Here is a 19,720-nt window from a genome sequence, read left to right as displayed (position 1 = left end):
AATTTTTTCGTTACCGGTAATTGCATACTCTGTATCGACCTTCTGATGCTAAATACATACAACACCCACTTTGTGAACGATTGGAACTATCTTGGTTTGTATGAATAAAACAATATTTTTATGTATTAATATTTTTTACACTAATATTACAACGACTTTTGATCAAAACGACTTGTCTTTTGTTTACAGCAGGTGTAAACTTATTTCTGGGGGTGTTGAGCATGACGGCTCTGATCATCGGAATGGGAAACATCGGGAAAAAACTCGTGGAACTGGGAAATTTCGAGAATGTTTATGTTTACGACAGAGTCCCAAAAGACATCCCGGGAGTTATTCGTTTAGATGAATTCCAGATTCCTTCAAACGTTGACGCGATTGTTGAATGCGCTTCTCCAGAAGCTGTGAAAGAATACTCACTTCAGATTCTGAAGAATCCTGTGAACTACATCGTAATTAGCACCAGTGCTTTTGCAGACAAAGTCTTCAGAGAGAAGTTCTTCAACGAGTTAAAAAATTCACCAGCCAGGGTCTTCTTCCCATCCGGTGCCATTGGTGGTCTCGATGTTCTTTCTTCCATCAAAGACTTTGTCGAAAACGTCCACATAGAAACGATAAAACCTCCAAAGAGTCTCGACCTGGATTTGAAAGGCAAAACAGTCGTGTTCGAAGGAAACGTCGAGGAAGCTTCAAGGCTTTTCCCAAGAAACATCAACGTAGCGTCAACCATCGGCCTTGTGGTGGGATTTGAAAAGGTAAAGGTAACAATAATGGCAGATCCAGCCACGAATCACAACGTTCACATCGTAAGAATCTCCTCTACCATTGGAAACTACGAGTTCAAAATAGAGAACATACCATCTCCAGAGAATCCAAAAACAAGTATGCTAACAGTCTATTCGATTCTTAGAACCCTGAAAAACCTTGAATCAAAAATCGTATTCGGATGAGGAGGAAAAAGCATGGTGGATGAAATTCTCAAGTTGAAGAGGAAAAAAGGCTACATCATCCTCGCACACAACTATCAAATTCCAGAGCTCCAGGACATAGCCGATTTTGTCGGTGATTCTCTCCAGCTTGCAAGGAAGGCAATGGAGCTCTCAGAAAAGAAAATTCTGTTTCTTGGGGTCGATTTCATGGCGGAACTGGTCAAAATACTGAATCCTGACAAAAAAGTGATCGTTCCTGACAGAAGCGCAACCTGTCCCATGGCAAATCGTCTAACACCGGAGACCATCAGAGAGTACAGAGAAAAATTTCCAGATGCGCCGGTGGTTCTCTACGTAAACAGTACGTCCGAATGTAAAACGCTCGCCGACGTTATCTGTACGTCTGCCAACGCCGTGGAAGTTGTAAAAAAGCTGGATTCCAATGTGGTCATCTTTGGTCCAGATAGAAACCTTGGAGAGTATGTCTCAGAAAAAACAGGAAAGAAGATCATCACGATACCTGAAAACGGTCATTGCCCAGTTCATCAGTTCAACGTTGAATCCGTCGATGTTGCAAGGAAAAAATATCCGGATGCCAAAATAGTAGTTCATCCAGAGTGTCCGAAAACAGTGAGAGACAAAGCCGATTACGTGGGAAGCACAGGCCAGATGGAAAAGATCCCGGAGAAAGACCCTTCCAGGATCTTTGTGGTTGGAACAGAGATAGGGATGATCCACAAACTGAAGAAAAAATTTCCTGACAGAGAATTCGTACCGCTCGAGATGGCAGTGTGTGTAAACATGAAGAAAAACACACTGGAAAACGCTCTCCATGCTTTGCAAACCGAATTGTTCGAGGTGACTCTCCCGGAAGAAGTGATTGAAAAGGCGAAAAAACCGATCCTTCAAATGTTCGAACTCATGGGGTGATACGATGGAGAAAATCCTCGACCTTTTGATGAATTTTGTCAAAGAAGACGAGGGGAAAATCGATTTTGCTTCATTTCCGCTTCGAAACACAACTGCCAGCGCTTATCTTCTTTTGAAAACAGAAAACGTGGTGGCTTCTGGCATAGAAATTTCTCAAATGTTCCTGGAGAAAGTGGGACTGTTTTCAAAGTTTCATGTGAAGGATGGAGAGCGCCTGGAAAAAACCGGGGTGATAGGAGAAATAGAAGGCAACGCCTACAGGCTTTTGGTCGTGGAGAGAACTCTCCTCAACGTTCTCTCTGTAATGTTTTCTGTGGCCACAACAACCAGAAGATTCACCGAAAAACTCAAACACGCAAAAATAGCAGCGACAAGGAAGACACTGCTTGGTCTGGGAATTCTTCAAAAGATCGCTGTGGTACACGGTGGAGGAGATCCTCACAGGTTCGACCTGAGCGGGTGTGCGATGATAAAAGACAACCACCTGAAGATATACGGTTGTATCGAACGGGCTGTTCAAGAGGTCAGAAAGATAATACCCTTCACCACAAAAATAGAAGTCGAAGTGGAGAACCTGGAAGATGCACTGAAAGCGGTTGAAGCTGGAGCGGATATCGTCATGCTGGACAATCTCTCCCCCGAAGAAGTGAAAGAGATATCCAGGAGAATAAAAGAGATCAATCCCCACGCGATCGTGGAAGTGTCAGGTGGCATCACAGAAGAAAATGTTTCTCTCTATGACTTCGAAACTGTAGATGTGATCTCCACGAGCAGGCTGACATTTCAGGAGGTGTTCGTGGATCTCTCACTCGAGATTCAGCGGTAGAGGTTGAGGATCAGTCCGTTTATCTCTTCTATTTTGGCAGCCAGATTTATTGTCTGCCATTCGTTTTTCATGATCTTCTCCGTGAGATCCACCAGTTTTTCGTTCACCTCTTCGACCACCACGTGAAGCCTTGCGCGGCCGCTGTTCATATCGAAACTCCCAGCAAGTTTGTAGATTTTCTTTTCTATGAGTTTCAGGAACTCCTTTATAGCGTTCTTGTATCTTTTCAAGTTGGAAGGAGTGGGAGAACGTACGAGCTCGTTTCCTGAATCGACCACTTCTTCCACGGCTTCTTCAAGGAGTTTTTCGAAGTGATCTTCTTTCACGTCTTCCAGGATATCGAAAAACTCCTTTTTTTTCGATTCACCAACTTTAGAAGCCTTTCCAGATTTTTTCCCCTTCACTTCCTGATTCTTCAAGGACTCTCCACCGAGGGGGTCTATCCTCACCTTTTCATCTCCTCGGAGATGGCTTTGAGTTTCTCCGAGTCCAGATACAGTCTCTCGTACTTCTTGCCCTGAACTTCTATCACAATGGGCTTTTCCGTCACCGTTGGTGCTTCGAAAACGTCGATGGCGTAGTTCGAGATCTTCTCAAAGAACTTGTAGAGAGAGAACCTGTTCAGGTTGTTGAAACCGAATTTCTTCAACCAGCTTCCAACGAAAATGAAGTCGAAGAACTTCAGCTTTCTTTTAGAGAACTCTTTAACGAAGTCCGGAAAACTCTCACACTGCTTTCCAAGAAGATCCTGGCAGAGTTTTAGAAATTCCTCCTCGGACATAACGGAGTAGAAGGCTCTTTCGGCCTTTATATCCAAGAGGGTCTCCATCTTCTCGAGATCGCTCAGAGGCCTTTCAGAGATGATCGCCTCTCTTCTTTCTGGGTCAAAAGATTCACTTGGGAAAGAAACGACGAAGACCATCCTCTTCGAATCGTCTATTCTCACAAAGTAGCTATTGTCTCCCACTCTGAAAAGATAGTGAACCTCCGCTGCTTTGTAATCTGGAGAGGTGAGAAACGATCTGTAGTAAAGGAACAAAACAGCGGCGAGAGCAACAGCGATCAGCACAACTGCCAGTACGATCTTACTCGACTTCTTCATCGATTAGCCCTCCTCTTTTCATAAGAATGCTGTTCCACAGTTCGACAGTCTCCGGGATCAACAGATAGTTCTTCCCAACCGCATAAAAAATCTTGTTTTTCAAAACCTGAAAGAATCCTTCCTCCAGGTTCCTGAAAGCGATCCTTCGAAGTTCATTCACCCCTGGAAAGTCACGTGTGAACTCCAGGGAATCGGCTATGAACAGAATCTGCCCCACGGTTCCGAAACTCACGTGTCCTGAGGTGTGATAGGCTACCGCGTTGAGAACTTCTTCGTCTTCTACATTGAAACGCCTTTTCAAGAATTCCGCTGCCACTTTTCCATGCAGAAGAACGGGGTGTGTCCTTTCCAGCTCTGAAATCTTCAGACCATAAGCCCGGGCCATTTTCAAAAGCTTCCTTGGTGGCACGTCTCTGAAGAGATCGTGGGAGAGAGCCGCCAGTTCTATTTTATTTAAGTCCGCACCGTACATTTCTCCCAGTTTTCTTGAAAATTCCACCACCGATCGCACGTGATTGATCCTTTTTCTCGAAAGAAGCCTTTCCATGATGCTTTCAAGCTCGTTCGTTATCACGACCATTCACCACACCTCTCTTTCGATCTCTTCCACTTCCATTCCCGGATAAAGATCCAGATAATCGATGATCGAATCGAAGACTCTCTCAATAACGGCTCTGTCAGTGTTCACCATGGCGATTCCTATCTCAAAGAAACTTTTCGAATCGTGCGCTCCCACTTCAGAGATGGAGATGTTGTACTTTTTCCTCAAATCGTTCATCAGTCTCTTCAGGATTCCTCTTTTTTCTTTCAAAGATCTCACACCGAAGAGTCTCACTCTCAGACTCACAACACCTACACTCATTCTACCACCCGCTCTCAGTAGAGCACGAAAGAGAGTATCAGAGGTTCTTTCCCTACCTCAACAGTCGCGCGGGAATTTTTCACGGGAACTCGAACAATCTCATCGTTGAACACGTTCTTCGAATGGATACACGCACTCTCCCAAATACCCGAGAAATCCAGAGTTACCTTTGTGCTTTCAAGAAGAGGATTCAATACACAGAGAATGTATCTGTTTTCGTATCTCCAGAGATAAGATATCACCTTCTCTGGTTGATCGTTTTTCACAAAAAGCATCTCTCCTTCGGTGAAAACACCAGTTCCGTATCTGTAATGGGCAAGTTTTCTGTGAAGAATTGAGATCCTGTTCTCTTCCATAGGAAACGGTAACGTGTATTCGTTGAATATGTCCACGTCCTCCTTGAGACCGTACTCCTGTCCGTTGTGAACGAGAGGAACCCCTTTGAAGGTGAAAAGAAACGCTATCCATTGGATCAACGAATCTTCTTCGATGAATTTCGCGATCCTCGGTTGGTCGTGATTCTCCAGAAATCTCATCTTTATGTAACCTCTGGGATACATGTGATCCTGCATCCTCAAGAAATCCACGTACTCCCTCAAGCTACCTTTTCCCTCAATGAAATCCCTGAACTTGTAGTAGCCATCGTAGTCGTAGGTGATATCGAAAGCCTGGTACATGTAGGGATCGTGTGTTTCAGAAAGCCATATGAGTCTCTTCAGGGGGTCGAGTTCTTTCCTTACCTGCAGCCAGAAGTCCAGTGGAACAAGCCCTGCCACATCGCACCTGAATCCATCGATGTCAAACTCTTCAACCCAGTACTTCATCATGTTGATCATGTACTTCCTCAGTTCTCCATTCGAATAGTCGAAATCGACTATATCCGTCCAGTCTGGCACTTTCCTTGTGGGATTTCCATTTTCATCCCTGAGAAACCACTCAGGGTGTTCTTTGACTAAGACGTTGTCAGCTGCCGCGTGGTTCAGGACCATGTCCATCAAAACGTACATGTTCAATTCGTGAGCTCTCTTCACGAACCTTTTGAAGCCATCTTTCGTTCCTATGAGTGGATCTATCTCGTAGTAATCGCGTATGGCGTAAGGGGATCCCAGAGTACCTTTTCTTTCCACCACTCCAGTAGGATGAATGGGCATCAACCACACTGTGTTGATGCCCATTCCTTTGAGTCTTTCAAGATCTTTCATGAGGGAATCGAACTTCTTTCCTTTTTCTCCTGGATAAGCACGTGCAAAGGCTTCGTATATTATCAGTCTTTTGAAGTTCATCTCACTTCTCCTGTTCCTGCATCTCTCTTCTTCTCTCTTCAATGATCTTCTCTTGTATGTTTGGAGGCACTATTTCGTACCTCTGGAACCTCATCGTGAAGTATCCTCGACCGCTCGTGATGGAAGAAAGTTTGCTGGAGAAGTCAAGCATCTCGGCGAGTGGAACCTCTGCTTTCACCTTCACCATGCCTTTTCCAGATGGTTCCATTCCAAGGGGCCTTCCTCTTCTACTGGAGATTTCTCCCATCACGTCTCCCGCGTTCTCTTCCGGGACGAAGACATCAACCTCCATTATTGGTTCCAGAATGACGGGTCTTGCCGCTTCCATTCCTTTTTTGAAGGCCTGAATGGCAGCTATCTGAAACGAAATGTCCGAGGAATCCACTTCGTGGTAAGAACCGTCAAAGAGTATGACTCTGACATCTGTTACAGGATATCCTGCCAGAACTCCTTTCTTCATGGCCTCTCTGATACCTTTATCAACGGATGGTATGAAATTCCTCGGGATCACTCCTCCAACTATCCTGTCAACGAATTCGTATCCTTGTCCCCTCGGAAGAGGCTCCAGCTGTATCTTCACATGACCGTACTGACCGTGTCCACCCGTTTGTTTCTTGTGCTTATGCTCAGCAACGGCGGTTGTTGTTATCGTCTCTCTGTAGGCGATCTTCGGTTTTCCAACCTCCACATCGACACCGAAGATCTTCTTCAATCTCTCTATCATGACATCAAGGTGCATCGCACCAAGACCAGAAACGACGGTTTCTCCTGTTTCGGGATCGTACTCCCACACGAACGTTGGGTCGGAATCTGAAAGTCTTGAAAGTCCATTGCTGATCTTGTCGATATCGGACTTCGTCTTTGGATGAACAGACCTGGAGAACATGGGTTCTGGAAAGGCAGGAGGTACCACCCTCACTCTTCTGTCTCTGTGCGCAAGTGTTTCTCCAACGGCACCTTCCTTGAGTTTCAGAAGAACGACGATCTCGCCGGGGCCAACAGATTCCACTTCCTTCTGTTGCTTGAGAATCGGGGTATAAATGTGTCCTAATTTTTCCGAGACATCCTTTTGAACGTTCACAACGGTATCACCGGCTTTGAGAACTCCTGCGATAACCTTAGCAAAGGTGATCCTTCCAACAAACTGGTCAACCACGGATTTGAAAATGTAAGCGCAGAACGGCTCTTCTTCGGAGAATTTCATTTCTATCTCCGTTCCATCTTCCAGGAGTGCCTTGTACGAAGGTGCTTCCTCGGGTGAAGAACCTATGTCTCCCAGATAATCAAGGAGAACATCCAATCCTATTCCTTTCAACGCGGATCCAGAAAGCACAGGCACGATTTCTCCTTTTTTGTAACCTTCTCTGAGTACCCGCATGAGTTCATCGTATCCGATCTCTTCACCATCGAGGTATCTCATCATCAGCTCTTCATCCTGTTCCACGATATCTTCGAGTATCTCTGATCTCACATCGTTGAAGTTCTCCGGCATGTCCTCTTCCTGAACTTTATCTCCATTGTACCTGTAGGCCTTTTTCTTCAGAAGATCCACGACACCCTCAAAATTCTCGGCCGCACCGATTGGAACAACTACCGGGACGATCTTCCTGGAGAACCTCTCTTTCAGTTCGGCTATCACATTCTCGAAATTGGCCCTCTCTTTATCCATCTGGTTGACGAAAACCATGATGGGTTTTTTCATCTCGTCTGCTATGTTCCATGTCCTTTCGGTCTGTATCTCTACACCGGCAACGGCGTTCACCACGGAGATGATGTTCTCAGAAACGAAAATTCCGTTTATAACTTCCGATATGAAGTCTGAGAATCCAGGGGTATCTATCAAATACAACTTTTTACCTTTCCATTCAAGAGACGCCACGTGTGAGGAGAAACTGGCCCCTTTCTCCTCCTCAACAGGATCGTAATCCACGTACTTTGTGTCTGCCCTGTCAAGCAAACCTGATCTGTAAAGAAGCTGTGCGAGAAGAAGCGATTTACCTGATCCGTTGTGCCCTATCAAAGCAACCGAACGCACATTCTGAAGTCCTCCCATCACTCACCCACCTCCGTCTTCTTTTTCTCCCAGACTACGATTCCCACAGGTATCGCGGCCGTGCTGTTCTCCGTCCTGCCAAAAAGACTGCCAGCCACTGCCATTACGGAAGAGCTTCCCCCGTCCACACACATGGCGTCTTCGAATCCCCTGGAGATGAGAAAGTCCACGAGTTCATCGTAAGTCAATCCCCTCGTTATATGATTATAACCTTCGAAGACGATAAACCAAAGCTTTCCATCTTTTGTGGCAATAACCGTCCTTGGAGCCTTCGCGTACGCTATTCCCCCACCATACCTTGCCTTCTCTTCCCAAGCATCTGGAATCGGAGCACCGTTTTGAATGAGAAGAGGTCCTCCTTCAACAGCCTGCTTTATACGCAGCGGAATGTTGGGCTGAAGAGAAAGATACGCTCCATCTCCTTCTTTGAGATCGGAGAGGTATTTCTCGTATTTCTTGCTGATAGAAACGACATACTCAGAATCTTCAGCACGGCTTTTGTATCCGATCTGTGATACTTTACTGTCCTTCACCACAAAATAGATTCTGTCGTCTTTTTCTGGTATTTCCTTGGAGAACTCTCTCGTGTAAACGAGGACTTCACCTTCTCCGAGGGTGTTTATTCCCTTCACGAGAAAGAGGACATCCCTCATCATGAGTGTGACATCCACTATTATTCTTCCGATGAACACTCTGTTGTCCTCGGTGATAGCAAAAACTGGCCTTCCACCGAACATGGCAGAATACGGCTTCCCATCTATCACAACAAGACCGATGGGAAATTTTGTGACCGGGTCGAAATAGTTGCCGTTTATTCCGGCGATGCCTTCCACTCTTTTCACCATTTCATCGAGTCGCTCGATGGTCCCAAAACCGTTTCCCGACACAACCGGTTTTATCGTTACCTTCTCTGGGTCCATTATGAGATAGTTGACAACTGTCTTCTCACCTTCGCCGAAATCTTCGATTTTCCTTTCAAAGACAACTCCATCTGCAACCTCCAGTCTTCCAAAGAAACCTTCGACGAGGAGAAACCGGAAAAACAATTTTCCACCTTCGATGGAGTATTCAACATCTGGATAAAAATTTCCCGCATCTACAACGAACGAAAGACCATTTTTCTCAAGTTCAACCTTTACGCCTTCAGAAACATTTGGAAGACTCAACACAACGGGAGATAGATTTATCCTGACTCTTCCCATGCTTTTTTCTACACTCACCATATCCGGCACGATCGTTCCCGTGTATGTTATCGTAACTCCATTTTTTTCCTTCGTCGCCGAAAGCACGATCGGAAGGGAATCGTAGATCAGAACCTTTTCGCCTTTCGTGTACACCTGATAACCCTCCATCACCTTTTTTAAGGCATCGATGGGTACGAAAAGAAGACCATTCACGAAGAACGGAGGGGAGAGTTTTTCCACAAAATCAAAAATCGTCTCATGCTCTTTTATGAAGAGTACGTGATTGTCATAGACGATGTAGTGGTAACCGTTCGAATGTATGTAACCAACACCGGCGGGTGCGAGGTCCTCAGCGCACACATAATAAATCCCTTCATTGAAGACAGTTCTCAACGGAAAAGCCTTCCCACCACTGATCAGGTAGGAACCGAAAGCGACACCTGCGAAGATCAAAAGAACCAGAACTATTTGCTTCATTTGATCACCTCTTCGACGACTCTGGGTGGCTTTGAAGGAGAATCAGAGATCACATACGCTTCTTTCAGAAGCCTCAAAGCATTCTCAACATCACTTCTGTCTGACACGAAGAGTTTCGCTATCGTCTCTCCCTTTTTCACAGAGTCGCCTATCTTCTTTTCAACGATGATTCCAACTCTGTGATCGATTCGATCTTCTTTCTTCTTCCTTCCTGCTCCGAGCACCATCGATGCGATACCTACTTTCTCCGCGTCTATCTTTGAAACATAGCCTTCTCTCTCTGCAGAGAATTCCACCACCTGTTCTGCAACCGGGAGCACTTTCCACGGGTCGTCCACCACTCTTTCGTCTCCACCCTGAGCTTTAACGAGGATTCGAAACTTTTCCAAGGCTTCTCCGGTCTCGAGTTTTGTCTGCAAGATCTTCTTTCCATCGTCAAAATCTGCTACTCCAGCGAGTTCCAGCATGAGAGCGCCCAGAGTAATCGACAGATCCTTCAAATCCTCGGGACCGTTTCCTTTCAAGGTTTCTATCGCCTCTATCACTTCCAAAGAATTTCCAACAGCGCTTCCCAGGGGTTGATCCATATTTGAGAGGACGGCAGCCGCTTTCTTCCCATGTTGCTGGGCTATTTTAAGCATGAGAAGGGCAAGTTTTCTTGCGTCTTCGAACCCTTTCATGAAGGCGCCTGTTCCGAACTTCACGTCCAGAACAAAAGCATCGCTCCCACCGGCGAGTTTTTTACTCATGATACTGGAGGCGATCAGAGAAATTTCGTCGACGGTTGCTGTCGCGTCACGAAGTGCGTATATCTTTTTGTCGGCGGGAACAAGATTCCCTGTTTGACCCACGATCGCTATTCCATACTTTTTAACGTTATCAATGAATTCTTCGAGAGAAAGTTCTGTTCGAAATCCAGGGATCGACTCCAGTTTGTCGATGGTTCCTCCTGTGTGACCCAGGGCCCTTCCAGACATCTTGGCAACAGGTACCCCAGCGGAAGCCACAAGAGGCGCCACGACCAGGGTTGTTTTGTCACCAACTCCCCCAGTCGAGTGTTTGTCTACCTTCGGTCCCGGTATTTCCGACAGATCGAGCACCTCTCCTGATCTCATCATCGTCTCCGTGAAATAGTAAGTTTCCTCTTCGTCGAGGTGGCGAAAATAAACAGCCATCAAAAAAGCGGCCATCTGGTAGTCCGGAATCTCTCCTTTTACATATCCACCAACCATGAACTCTATCTCTTCTCTCGAAAGTTTTTCCCCGTTTCTCTTCTTGAGTATCACATCGTAAGCTCTCACTCTTTCACCTTCTTTTCGGTAGGAGCACTCTCATTACTGTTCCCTGGTTGATTTCACTCTCAACCTCTATCCTTCCTCCGTGTTTGTCGACGATCGTTTTCACTATCGTGAGACCCAAGCCTGTTCCACCCATCTTTCTGGAACGCGCTTTATCCACCCTGTAGAACTTTTCAAAGATTCTACTCTGGGCTTCTTTGGGTATTCCAGGTCCCGTGTCTTCTACCTCCAAGACCACCCAGTCCGGTGTATCGTAGGCCCTCACCCAGACCTTTTTCTCTCCCTTTTCCTTCAAAGATGTGTACTTGACAGCGTTGTCCACGAGATTCAGGAGCATCTGGATCAGCCTTTCTTTGTTTCCCCTGACCACAACATCCTCACACTCAACAACGAGGTCCACTTCATTTTCTTCGGCTATAGGCTGGATGATTTTGTAAACGTATTCCATCACTTCACACAGATCCACATCTTTCATTTCAAAATTGACTTCACTTTCTTCCATTTTCTCGAGATCGAGAAGATCGTTGATGAGACGTGTCATACGGGCAGATTCTTCTTCTATGATTTTCAGAAATCTCTTAACCAGCTCTTTGTTCTCCAGATCATCTTCAAGGAGCGTCTCCGCATAACCGTGGATGGAAGTGAGAGGGGTTCTAAGTTCGTGTGAAACTGTTGCTATGAATTCCCTTCTCATCTCATCGAGCTTTCTTTCTTTAGTAACATCGTGGAAGAGAATGACAAAGATCTTATCACCACTTTTCAGTTCGACAGGTATTACCTTCACGTGGAAATATTTCTTCTCGTTACCAACGTAGGTAACAAGAGTTCCTTCCTGTGGCTCTTCACTCTTAATGGTCTCTTCCACCATTTCGCTTATGTAGTAGTCTTCAAAAATTTCATAATATGGCCTTCCCTCGGGGTTGATCCTGTCCTGTACGAGTTCACGAGCAATTTCGTTCAAAAACGTGATCTTTCCCTCTCGATCCAGAATGAATATGGGTTCACTGAGACTATTCAAAATCGTAAGAAAGTTGTCTCTACTCACTTCAACACGGGAAATTGTTTCTTTCAGATTGTCCACGTATTTTTTCAGTCTCTCGAAAAGATAAAGCGGGGGAACATCCTTTTCCCCCAGCATGTCTGACAGCTTTTCGATGAGAATTTTGTACTCAGAGAGGCGTTTCCTGAACACCAGAAAGAGCAGAACGAATAGAGCGGCTACTGTGACGAGCAGGAATACACTCATGGATCAGTCTTCCTTTCCGGGATCTCTGAATTTGTATCCCTTTCCTCTCACAGTGATTATGTATTTCGGATTCGAAGGATCTTCTTCTATCTTCGTTCTCAGCCTTCTTATGTGAACGTCCACCGTTCTTGTGTCTCCATAGTAATCGTATCCCCAGAGCTTGTCCAGAAGCACATCCCTGCTGAAAACCTTTCCTTCGTTCTCCGCGAGGAACCTGAGCAATTCGAATTCGAGAGGAGTGAGGTTCACCTTTTTCCCCCTCACTTTCACTTCGTACTTTTCCACATCGATTTCAAGATCCCTGGCTATGATCTTCTTAGGCCTTTCTTCCTTGCTCTGAGTTGCGGCGGAAAGTCTTCTGAATATAGCCTTCACCCTCGCAAGGAGCTCTCTCACACTGAACGGTTTGGTGATGTAGTCGTCCGCACCGAGCTCCAGTCCAAGCACCTTGTCGAACTCCTCTCCCTTCGCACTCAGGAAGATCACGGGAGTGTTCTTGTATTTTTCTATGGCCCTGATCTTCCTGACCAGCTCGAAACCATCGATTCCAGGAAGCATGATATCCACTATGAACATGTCCACATCTTCGTCGTTGGCAAGTTTAAGCGCTTCTTCGCCGTCGTAAGCCTTGATCACCTCGTATCCTTCCTTGGAAAGGTTGTATCCTACCAGCTCGAGAATCGCCGGGTCGTCGTCAACCACCAGAATCTTCTTTTTCGCCATCTTCGACCCCCCGAAGGGGTACACCTCCTTTCAGATCTGGTTTCTATACTATTTTAACATTTATGAACTTGTTTTTTGATAAGACTTCTTCCTGAAAGTGAACCACGCGGAAAGAAACAGAAAAAGCAGAAACAGAGACACGTAGAAGAAGACCATTGTTTTGTTAGCAAAGAGAGACTCGGGTTTGAACTCCACCCCAAAGAGGCCGGAAAGATAAAACAAAACCAGCACCGAAAAAATCGCTGCTCCTACCACAACTGAGAGGATTCTTGCGAATTCCTTTTCCTTGCGGTAAGCAGTCAGTCCGGCTAAAAGCCCGATGAAAACGGAAAGTCCGAGCGTTATCCAGTTCATGTACTGAACACCCTGAAGATTGAAAGAACTCACCAGAAAGTTTATAACGTAGTAAGCAACGAAAGTTACGGTGACGAGAGCAGCGAGAAACACTATGTATCTGTACAGGACGTAGAGCACAACTGCAGTTAAAACACCTGTTGCCACCAGTGTGATAACCTTCACGTTCTCGTTTGCAAGATAGGATTTGAGAAATTCGATATTCGAAAGAAGAGGAAACACGAAGTTGATACCGATGACAAAACCGATCACCGCAAAAGCTATGTGTTCTACGTACCTGGCGGCGAACATGAGAAACAGAGCAGCAGGTAGAGAAAAATACCAGTTTTCAATAATCAGCCTGAAAAAATCCCCCATCAACCCCTCCATGTGCAATCCCTCCCTTTAAAACCAGAAATGCCCCACAAGGGGGCCAGATTCCAAAAGAACGGAAGAAATTCACTCCTGGTTTGTTTCGAGAGTCTTCAGGTACTCGTTAACCTTTTCAAAAAGCCTCGCCTTTCTTCTCGCACCCTGGTTCTTGTGAATGACTCCCTTGGAAACCGCCTTGTCTATGGCAGCCTGTGCTTTCCTGGTGAGTTCAAGAACGACTTCTTTTGGTTCTTTGTTCTCGATAGCCTTGAGAACTTCTTTTATTCTGTTCTTGAAGAAAGTCTTGTAAGCCTTGTTTCTGAGTCTTCTCTTTTCAGAAACTCTGACTCTTTTCTTTGCGGATTTGATATTCGGCACTACCTGATCCCTCCCTTACATATTGAAAGCTCTCTTCAACTCATCGACCATGTCAAGCTTCTCCCATGTGAATTCCTCTTCGTTCCTTCCAAAGTGACCGTAAGCGGCTGTCTTTCTGTAAATAGGCCTCAAAAGATTCAGTTTCTTTATGATCGCACCCGGTCTGAAATCGAAAAGTTCGGTGATCACCTTGAGAAGCTTGTCTTCATCTACCTTCGCGGTTCCATATGTGTCGATCATTATGGAAACGGGTTTCGCGACACCTATAGCGTAAGAAAGCTGTATGAGGAACTTGTCTGCAAGACCCGCAGCCACAACGTTCTTCGCTACATATCTTGCCATATAGTGAGCCGATCTGTCAACCTTTGTGGGATCCTTTCCGCTGAACGCACCTCCACCATGGGGTACCCATCCACCGTAAGTGTCAACGATGATTTTTCTTCCCGTGAGTCCCGTGTCGGCCATGGGGCCTCCAAGGACGAATCTTCCCGTTGGATTCACCAGTATCTTCATTTTTTCATCTCTGTATTGCTCTGGAATAACGGGATTTATCACGTGTTCTATTATCGCCTCTCTCAGATCCGCCTGTGAGATATCCGGATCGTGCTGGGTTGAGATGAGAACCGTATCAACACGGACAGGTCTGTCATCCTCGTATTCTATGGTCACCTGCGTCTTTCCGTCCGGTCTGAGGAAAGGAAGGGTCCCGTTCTTTCTAACCTCAGCGAGTCTTAAGGCAAGTTTGTGAGCAAGAGTTATGGGAAGAGGCATGTACTCAGGGGTCTCGTTGGTGGCGTAACCAAACATGATTCCCTGGTCACCAGCTCCCAGTGCCTCAAGTTCGTCGGCCACTTCTTCTCCGGTTTTGACCTCGAGCGCCTTGTCTACACCGATAGCTATGTCGGGAGACTGACTGTGGATGCTGGTGAGTACTCCACAGGTTTCCCCGTCGAACCCGTACTTTGCCCTCGTGTATCCTATCTCCAGAATAGTCTTTCTTGCTATGTCTGGGATCTCAACATAAGCTCTGGTGGTAACCTCTCCCGCGATGATGACAAGCCCTGTCGTTACGAGTGTTTCAACGGCGACCCTGCTTCTTGGATCCTGTTCGAGCATGGCGTCGAGTATGGCGTCGGAAATCTGGTCGGCGATTTTGTCCGGATGCCCTTCTGTTACACTTTCGCTGGTGAAAAGTCTTCTCATCTCCCATCCTCCTTTCGCTGATCTTATAACAGCCTTGATAGTTTATCACAATCTTTTTTAAAAAAAGGTTACATCATTGTTGTTGTGCTTCTTCGAATTCTTCTCGAGTTATAAAAGTTCCGCCCTCCAGAGAGACAGCCACAGGTTTATAGGAAGACGTGAAGGTTGCAACAAGATGCATCCTGTTGGGACATTTCGAACCCACATAGAGCTTGTCTATCTTGTAAGGAACACCCGGGTTATCATAATCCACGATGAAATCGTATCCCGTTCTCAAATGACTTCTGAAGACTTCTCCACACCTGTCGCATTTTATGTAAACTACAAGGGATCCTTTTTCCTTGTAAAACGGGTTTTTGTTCAGGTCTTTCTTTTTCTTTCCAAAAAACAGAAAGAGCATGATTTCACCTCCGCTGCAAATAGAAAGAAAATTCTTTTTTCATGCCCCAGATGTCTTCAAGGACGACCGTGTATCTGGCAAAGTCGGGAGCCTTTCCCAGTTCAGGTAATTTGTTTACCTTTATCATTGAGGAGAACGTTTCAGGAAACAACCTGTACCAGAGCTCGAATCTGTACGCAGCCGAAACGGACTTCCTATCGTACACTCCCCAGACGTTCGTGAACTCGGACCAGGGAATCTGATCAAAAGAGATCTGATAGATCTCTTCACCTTCCAGAAGAAGTGTGATCCTTTTGAGTCCCAACGTGTTGTTGAACCCTTTTGAATAGGCTTTGATAGCGAGATCTGGGAAATTTCCACTGAACGGGTACGTCCTTCCCGCGACGAAATCGTACACGCTGTCTCCTATCTTTATTTTTTCCAGAACAATATCCTCATCCACCGGTTTTGGAAGGTTCAGAAAACTCGAAGGATCGTAGGAAACTTCTTCGCTCCTGTCTCTTATTTCGAAGTGTGCGTGAGGAATTGGAGCCTCCCCGGTGGTTCCTGAGTATCCAACGACTTCACCCTTTTCGAACCAGATTTCTCTCTCTGGAAAGTTCACAACGATCCTCACGTTACCAAACTCCTGCTTCAAAGAACTCGCTATCGTTTCCAGCTTTTTCGAGAACCTGCTCAGATGGGCGTAAAGCGTTCTGTATCCATTCTCGTGCTCCAGAACCACTGTGTAGCCATATATATCGTCCTCGTCTATTTCCACCCTGACAAGCCAACCTCTTTCAGAAGCGTAGATGGGAACCCCTTCCTTCAATCCCGTGGAAAAGTCGATTCCCATGTGAAAATGAGGTCCTCTGTTTCCACTCCCTCTGTACTCACCGAAGGTGGCCGAAACTCTTGGAGAATCAACGGGTGCGGAAAACGAAAACACAACAGTGGAGAGCACCACCAAGGAAATCAAAAGCAACCACCTTTTCACGTCTCTTCCCTCCTCATCTCTTTACGGTTCTTGCTATATCCATGAGTTTCTTTCTGAGCAAAAGGCGCTTCGCTGGACTGATTCGATCGATGATCAAAACTCCGTTCAGATGATCGAACTCGTGCTGAAAAACCCTTGCAGCGTAACCTTCCAGCACCTCTTCCACGTATTCTCCCTTCGTGTTCTGGTATCTGACCTTTATTCTTTTGCTCCTTTCTATCTCGACGAAGATCTCGGGAAAGCTGAGACATCCTTCCTCTGCCACTTCGGTTTCGGGATCGATTTCAAGGATCTCAGGGTTTATCACGGCAACCGGGCCATTTCCAACGTCCATGACGAAGAACCTCTGAGATATTCCAACCTGTGGCGCTGCAAGCCCCACACCGTCGTAGTGATACATTGTCTCTATCATTCTCTCTATGGTCTTTTCCAGGTTGTCGTCGAACTTCGTGACGGGTTTTGCCCTCTTTCTCAAAACAGGATCCCCAAAGACTCTTATTCTGTACATCAATCGTACACCTCCCTTAACTTCTTCAGACACCGTTCGTTCGTGAGGAAGGGATGTATCGGAGTGATGGAGACGTACCCTTCTCTAACAGCTTTGTAGTCAACGTCATCTCTATCGTCGTCTTCGATGACCTCTCCCATCATCCAATAGTACTTCTCCCCAAAAGGTGAGACTCTCTCTTCGAAGTAATCGTTCCACCTTCTTCTGCTCTGTCTTGTGAATTTCCATCCCTTTATCTCACCAGCGGGAACGTTTATGTTCAGCATGGTGAAGGGATCGAGGAGTGAGAGGTCGAATTCTTTCAGAAAGTCGATCAGAAAACGCGCCGCCCCTTCGAAATCAGGACTCTCGTAGTTCGCACTCGATATGGCAATCGATGGAATGTTCATCATGGCACCTTCCATCGCACCTGAGACCGTTCCAGAGTAGAGAATATCCATACCCATGTTGGGTCCCCTGTTCACACCACTCACGATGAGATCGACCTTTTTATCCATGATCACGTTGTAAGCGAGCTTTACACAGTCCGCGGGTGTTCCCGTGGTGGAGTACGCAACCACCCTCTCTGAGATGAAAACCTTCTTTATCCAGAGCGGAACATGTATGGTGATACTGTGACCTGTTGCGCTCCTCTCTTTATCGGGAGCCACCACGAACACATCGTGTTCCTCAGAAAGAAGCTCTGCGAGGATAATGATCCCCTTAGACTGTATCCCGTCGTCATTGGTTACCAGAATTCTCATATCGATCCTCCCACAGATTTATCTTCCCACATTTCTTCCAGAGTTTCCACTTAAAAGGAATTTCCACATCGTCGAACTCCCTTTCCATGAATTCCTTCCAACTTCCACAGAAATCGATTGTACCATTCGAGATGTGGAGTATGAAGTCTATATCATCCAGATACTCCAGTTCGTGTGTTACCAGTATTATTCCCTTTCCTTCATTCTTGAGACTCTCCAGCACCTGAAATATTTCCCTCTGAGAAGGAGGATCCAGCATGGAAACCGGTTCATCTAAAGCGAGGAAATGTGTGTCACGAGCAAGCATCGAGGCAATCGCGAGTCTCTGTTTCTGACCTCCTGAAAGGTTCAGCGGGTCTTCCTTTTCGAGACCGGAGAGTCCCACCAGTTCTAAGACCTTCTTTATTCTTTTTCTCATTTCGCTCTCGTCGAGTCCCAATATTTCCAGCGAAAAGGCCACATCCTCTTCCACGGTGGCACCTATGATCTGCGAAGACGGATTCTGGAAAACGTAACCCACATTCTTTCTCAAAAGGAACAGATCCGCCGGTGAACCATCCAGCAGGATCTCTCCTTCAGCTTCCAGGAGTCCCGCGAGGATCTTCAAAAGGGTGGTCTTCCCGGAGCCGTTTCTCCCCACCACAACGTAGATCTTTCCCGTTTCGAACTCGGCGTTCACGTCCTTCAAAACGTAGTTTCCGTTGTATCTGAAAGAAACGTTATTCAGCGTTATCTTCATCCTCTTTCAATCCCTTCACGGATCTGTACACTCTTATTCCACCGGTCTTGCAGAGTTCCTCCACGTTCCCGAAAATCTCCTCCATGAAATCTCTGATCCTTCTGCCCCCTTTGTTGTGGTAAGCGACGACCTGAAGGCTGCCACCTTCTTCAAGAAACTCGGGAGCCTTTCTCACTATCTCCATCCAGACTTTCTTTCCTGCAACGACTGGAGGATTGCACACGATCATATCGAACTTCATACCTTCCCATGGCTCATAAAGATTTCCCCACCTTATGTCGACCTCAACGTTGTGATCCTTCGCGTTTATCTTGGCGAATTCCACCGCGCGCTTGTTTATGTCGCTCATATAAACTTCAAGATCTGGATATTCCTTTTTTAAAACGATTCCTACCACACCGTATCCACACCCAAGATCGAGCACTTTCTTTCCGTGGACTTTCAGGTTTTCAAGGAGCACCTGTGTGGCTTTGTCTATCTTTCCGTAAGAATAGACGCCGGAAGGTGTTTTGAAGATGTATTCATGACCGTTCTTCAGGACGAGTTTCGCATTTCTGACCTTCAGCTTCGATGTGGGTTCCACCGTGTAGTAGTGTTCGAATTTTTCACTCATTGTTTTCACCTCCTTTCAGCTCTTTCTCGAGGTCTTCCAGAGTTTCGAAAAGAAAAGCCGCAAAACCAGGATTCTCTGGGTCCCAGAGCCCTTTCTCCTTCAATTTGATGGTATCTATCTCGTAACCGTTTCCATTCTTCTTTCTGATGATGTACCAGTTCACACCGGGGCCTGAAAGAACGAGACTCGCGAGTGCACCGGCTACGTCCCCAACCGGCTGGCAATCCACACTCTTCAGGTTGAATCGCGCTTCCACCCTTGTTCCCTTTCCTCTTTCTGTGTGCAATTTAACGAATCCACCTGTCTGTTCCGTGGCCTGTTTCAAAAACGGAAGACCGAGTCCCACTTTTCTCAGCCTGGGATCCCTTGTGGTGAAAAAGGGATCGAACACCCTTTCTGGATCCTCTATACCAGGTCCGTCGTCTTCCACAATGAAACAGAACCACTCATCGGTCTCTTCAATTTCTATTTTTATGTTTTTCGCTCCTGCCTTCACGGAATTTTGGGCGACATCCACGAGGTGATCAGCGATCGTTCTGAGCAAT

At 46.1% G+C, this 19,720-nt stretch carries 23 protein-coding genes; 3 read left to right on the top strand and 20 right to left on the bottom strand.

From position 1 onward, the window contains the following. Positions 1 to 221: 221 nt before the first annotated feature. Genes nadX through nadC form a run of 3 tightly spaced genes read left to right on the top strand, consistent with a single transcriptional unit; the run spans position 222 to position 2,682 of the window. Positions 222 to 947 (top strand): aspartate dehydrogenase, encoded by a 726-nt coding sequence (gene nadX / locus MC24_RS03435; RefSeq protein WP_038052515.1) that lies wholly within the window; start codon positions 222 to 224, stop codon positions 945 to 947. Positions 948 to 959: 12 nt separating this feature from the next. Continuing rightward, the gene (nadA, locus tag MC24_RS03430) at positions 960 to 1,856 is read left to right on the top strand and encodes a quinolinate synthase NadA (RefSeq protein WP_038052513.1); all 897 of its coding nucleotides are present in this window, start codon (positions 960 to 962) and stop codon (positions 1,854 to 1,856) included. Between the two features lie 4 nt (positions 1,857 to 1,860). Beyond that, positions 1,861 to 2,682, top strand: a complete 822-nt coding sequence (gene nadC / locus MC24_RS03425; RefSeq protein WP_038052512.1) for a carboxylating nicotinate-nucleotide diphosphorylase — start codon at positions 1,861 to 1,863, stop codon at positions 2,680 to 2,682. On the opposite strand, the gene MC24_RS03420 is transcribed toward nadC, so the two are convergent. The 20 genes from MC24_RS03420 to MC24_RS03325 form a co-directional block, all read right to left on the bottom strand. Beyond that, entirely contained in the window at positions 2,673 to 3,131 is a 459-nt protein-coding gene (locus MC24_RS03420) for a YaaR family protein (RefSeq protein WP_011943673.1), read from the bottom strand. The genes nadC and MC24_RS03420 overlap by 10 nt on opposite strands. Beyond that, positions 3,128 to 3,784, bottom strand: a complete 657-nt coding sequence (locus MC24_RS03415; RefSeq protein ID WP_011943672.1) for a hypothetical protein — start codon at positions 3,782 to 3,784, stop codon at positions 3,128 to 3,130. The genes MC24_RS03420 and MC24_RS03415 overlap by 4 nt, the downstream gene beginning before the upstream one ends. After that, positions 3,768 to 4,364: a bis(5'-nucleosyl)-tetraphosphatase (symmetrical) YqeK gene (gene yqeK / locus MC24_RS03410; RefSeq protein ID WP_038052510.1), complete on the bottom strand. Its 597-nt coding sequence runs from the start codon at positions 4,362 to 4,364 to the stop codon at positions 3,768 to 3,770. The genes MC24_RS03415 and yqeK overlap by 17 nt, the downstream gene beginning before the upstream one ends. Further along, positions 4,365 to 4,646, bottom strand: coding sequence for a DUF503 domain-containing protein (locus MC24_RS03405; protein WP_004082152.1), 282 nt, complete (start codon positions 4,644 to 4,646; stop codon positions 4,365 to 4,367). A 14-nt stretch (positions 4,647 to 4,660) separates the two neighbouring features. Beyond that, the gene (locus MC24_RS03400; RefSeq protein ID WP_235280290.1) at positions 4,661 to 5,971 is read right to left on the bottom strand and encodes an alpha-amylase family glycosyl hydrolase; all 1,311 of its coding nucleotides are present in this window, start codon (positions 5,969 to 5,971) and stop codon (positions 4,661 to 4,663) included. Continuing rightward, positions 5,931 to 7,982 (bottom strand): elongation factor G, encoded by a 2,052-nt coding sequence (gene fusA, locus MC24_RS03395; RefSeq protein WP_038052543.1) that lies wholly within the window; start codon positions 7,980 to 7,982, stop codon positions 5,931 to 5,933. The genes MC24_RS03400 and fusA overlap by 41 nt, the downstream gene beginning before the upstream one ends. Further along, positions 7,982 to 9,643: a phosphodiester glycosidase family protein gene (locus MC24_RS03390; protein WP_038052508.1), complete on the bottom strand. Its 1,662-nt coding sequence runs from the start codon at positions 9,641 to 9,643 to the stop codon at positions 7,982 to 7,984. The genes fusA and MC24_RS03390 overlap by 1 nt, the downstream gene beginning before the upstream one ends. Beyond that, on the bottom strand, positions 9,640 to 10,944 hold the full coding sequence (locus tag MC24_RS03385) for a pyrimidine-nucleoside phosphorylase (RefSeq protein ID WP_038052506.1): 1,305 nt from the start codon (positions 10,942 to 10,944) through the stop codon (positions 9,640 to 9,642). Before MC24_RS03385 ends, MC24_RS03390 begins: the two co-directional genes overlap by 4 nt. A gap of 4 nt (positions 10,945 to 10,948) precedes the next feature. Next, a complete protein-coding gene (locus MC24_RS03380; RefSeq protein WP_038052504.1) occupies positions 10,949 to 12,187 on the bottom strand; it encodes a sensor histidine kinase in 1,239 nt (412 codons plus the stop codon). Between the two features lie 3 nt (positions 12,188 to 12,190). Next, complete coding sequence (locus tag MC24_RS03375) at positions 12,191 to 12,910, bottom strand: response regulator transcription factor (protein ID WP_038052502.1); 720 nt, start codon at positions 12,908 to 12,910, stop codon at positions 12,191 to 12,193. Between the two features lie 60 nt (positions 12,911 to 12,970). After that, positions 12,971 to 13,633, bottom strand: coding sequence for a hypothetical protein (locus MC24_RS03370; protein WP_038052499.1), 663 nt, complete (start codon positions 13,631 to 13,633; stop codon positions 12,971 to 12,973). A gap of 69 nt (positions 13,634 to 13,702) precedes the next feature. Then, a complete protein-coding gene (rpsT, locus tag MC24_RS03365; protein ID WP_038052496.1) occupies positions 13,703 to 13,993 on the bottom strand; it encodes a 30S ribosomal protein S20 in 291 nt (96 codons plus the stop codon). Positions 13,994 to 14,008: 15 nt separating this feature from the next. Further along, a complete protein-coding gene (gene metK / locus MC24_RS03360; RefSeq protein ID WP_012896358.1) occupies positions 14,009 to 15,196 on the bottom strand; it encodes a methionine adenosyltransferase in 1,188 nt (395 codons plus the stop codon). 73 nt (positions 15,197 to 15,269) lie between these two features. Further along, positions 15,270 to 15,596, bottom strand: coding sequence for a hypothetical protein (locus MC24_RS03355; RefSeq protein ID WP_038052493.1), 327 nt, complete (start codon positions 15,594 to 15,596; stop codon positions 15,270 to 15,272). 4 nt (positions 15,597 to 15,600) lie between these two features. Beyond that, positions 15,601 to 16,572 carry a M23 family metallopeptidase gene (locus tag MC24_RS03350; protein ID WP_038052490.1) on the bottom strand — a complete coding sequence of 324 codons (972 nt, stop codon included), beginning with the start codon at positions 16,570 to 16,572 and terminating at the stop codon, positions 15,601 to 15,603. A 13-nt stretch (positions 16,573 to 16,585) separates the two neighbouring features. Then, positions 16,586 to 17,080: a peptide deformylase gene (def, locus tag MC24_RS03345; protein WP_011943662.1), complete on the bottom strand. Its 495-nt coding sequence runs from the start codon at positions 17,078 to 17,080 to the stop codon at positions 16,586 to 16,588. Next, positions 17,080 to 17,823, bottom strand: a complete 744-nt coding sequence (gene surE, locus MC24_RS03340) for a 5'/3'-nucleotidase SurE (RefSeq protein WP_038052487.1) — start codon at positions 17,821 to 17,823, stop codon at positions 17,080 to 17,082. The genes def and surE overlap by 1 nt, the downstream gene beginning before the upstream one ends. Further along, complete coding sequence (gene ecfA1 / locus MC24_RS03335) at positions 17,801 to 18,562, bottom strand: energy-coupling factor ABC transporter ATP-binding protein EcfA1 (RefSeq protein ID WP_011943660.1); 762 nt, start codon at positions 18,560 to 18,562, stop codon at positions 17,801 to 17,803. The genes surE and ecfA1 overlap by 23 nt, the downstream gene beginning before the upstream one ends. Continuing rightward, complete coding sequence (locus tag MC24_RS03330) at positions 18,543 to 19,175, bottom strand: class I SAM-dependent methyltransferase (protein WP_011943659.1); 633 nt, start codon at positions 19,173 to 19,175, stop codon at positions 18,543 to 18,545. Before MC24_RS03330 ends, ecfA1 begins: the two co-directional genes overlap by 20 nt. Then, positions 19,168 to 19,719 (bottom strand): sensor histidine kinase, encoded by a 552-nt coding sequence (locus MC24_RS03325; RefSeq protein ID WP_011943658.1) that lies wholly within the window; start codon positions 19,717 to 19,719, stop codon positions 19,168 to 19,170. Before MC24_RS03325 ends, MC24_RS03330 begins: the two co-directional genes overlap by 8 nt. Position 19,720: the final 1 nt, after the last annotated feature.

This window comes from Thermotoga sp. Mc24 (assembly GCF_000784835.1).
Classification (GTDB): domain Bacteria; phylum Thermotogota; class Thermotogae; order Thermotogales; family Thermotogaceae; genus Thermotoga.
This window is presented reverse-complemented; position numbering and strand designations above follow the sequence as displayed.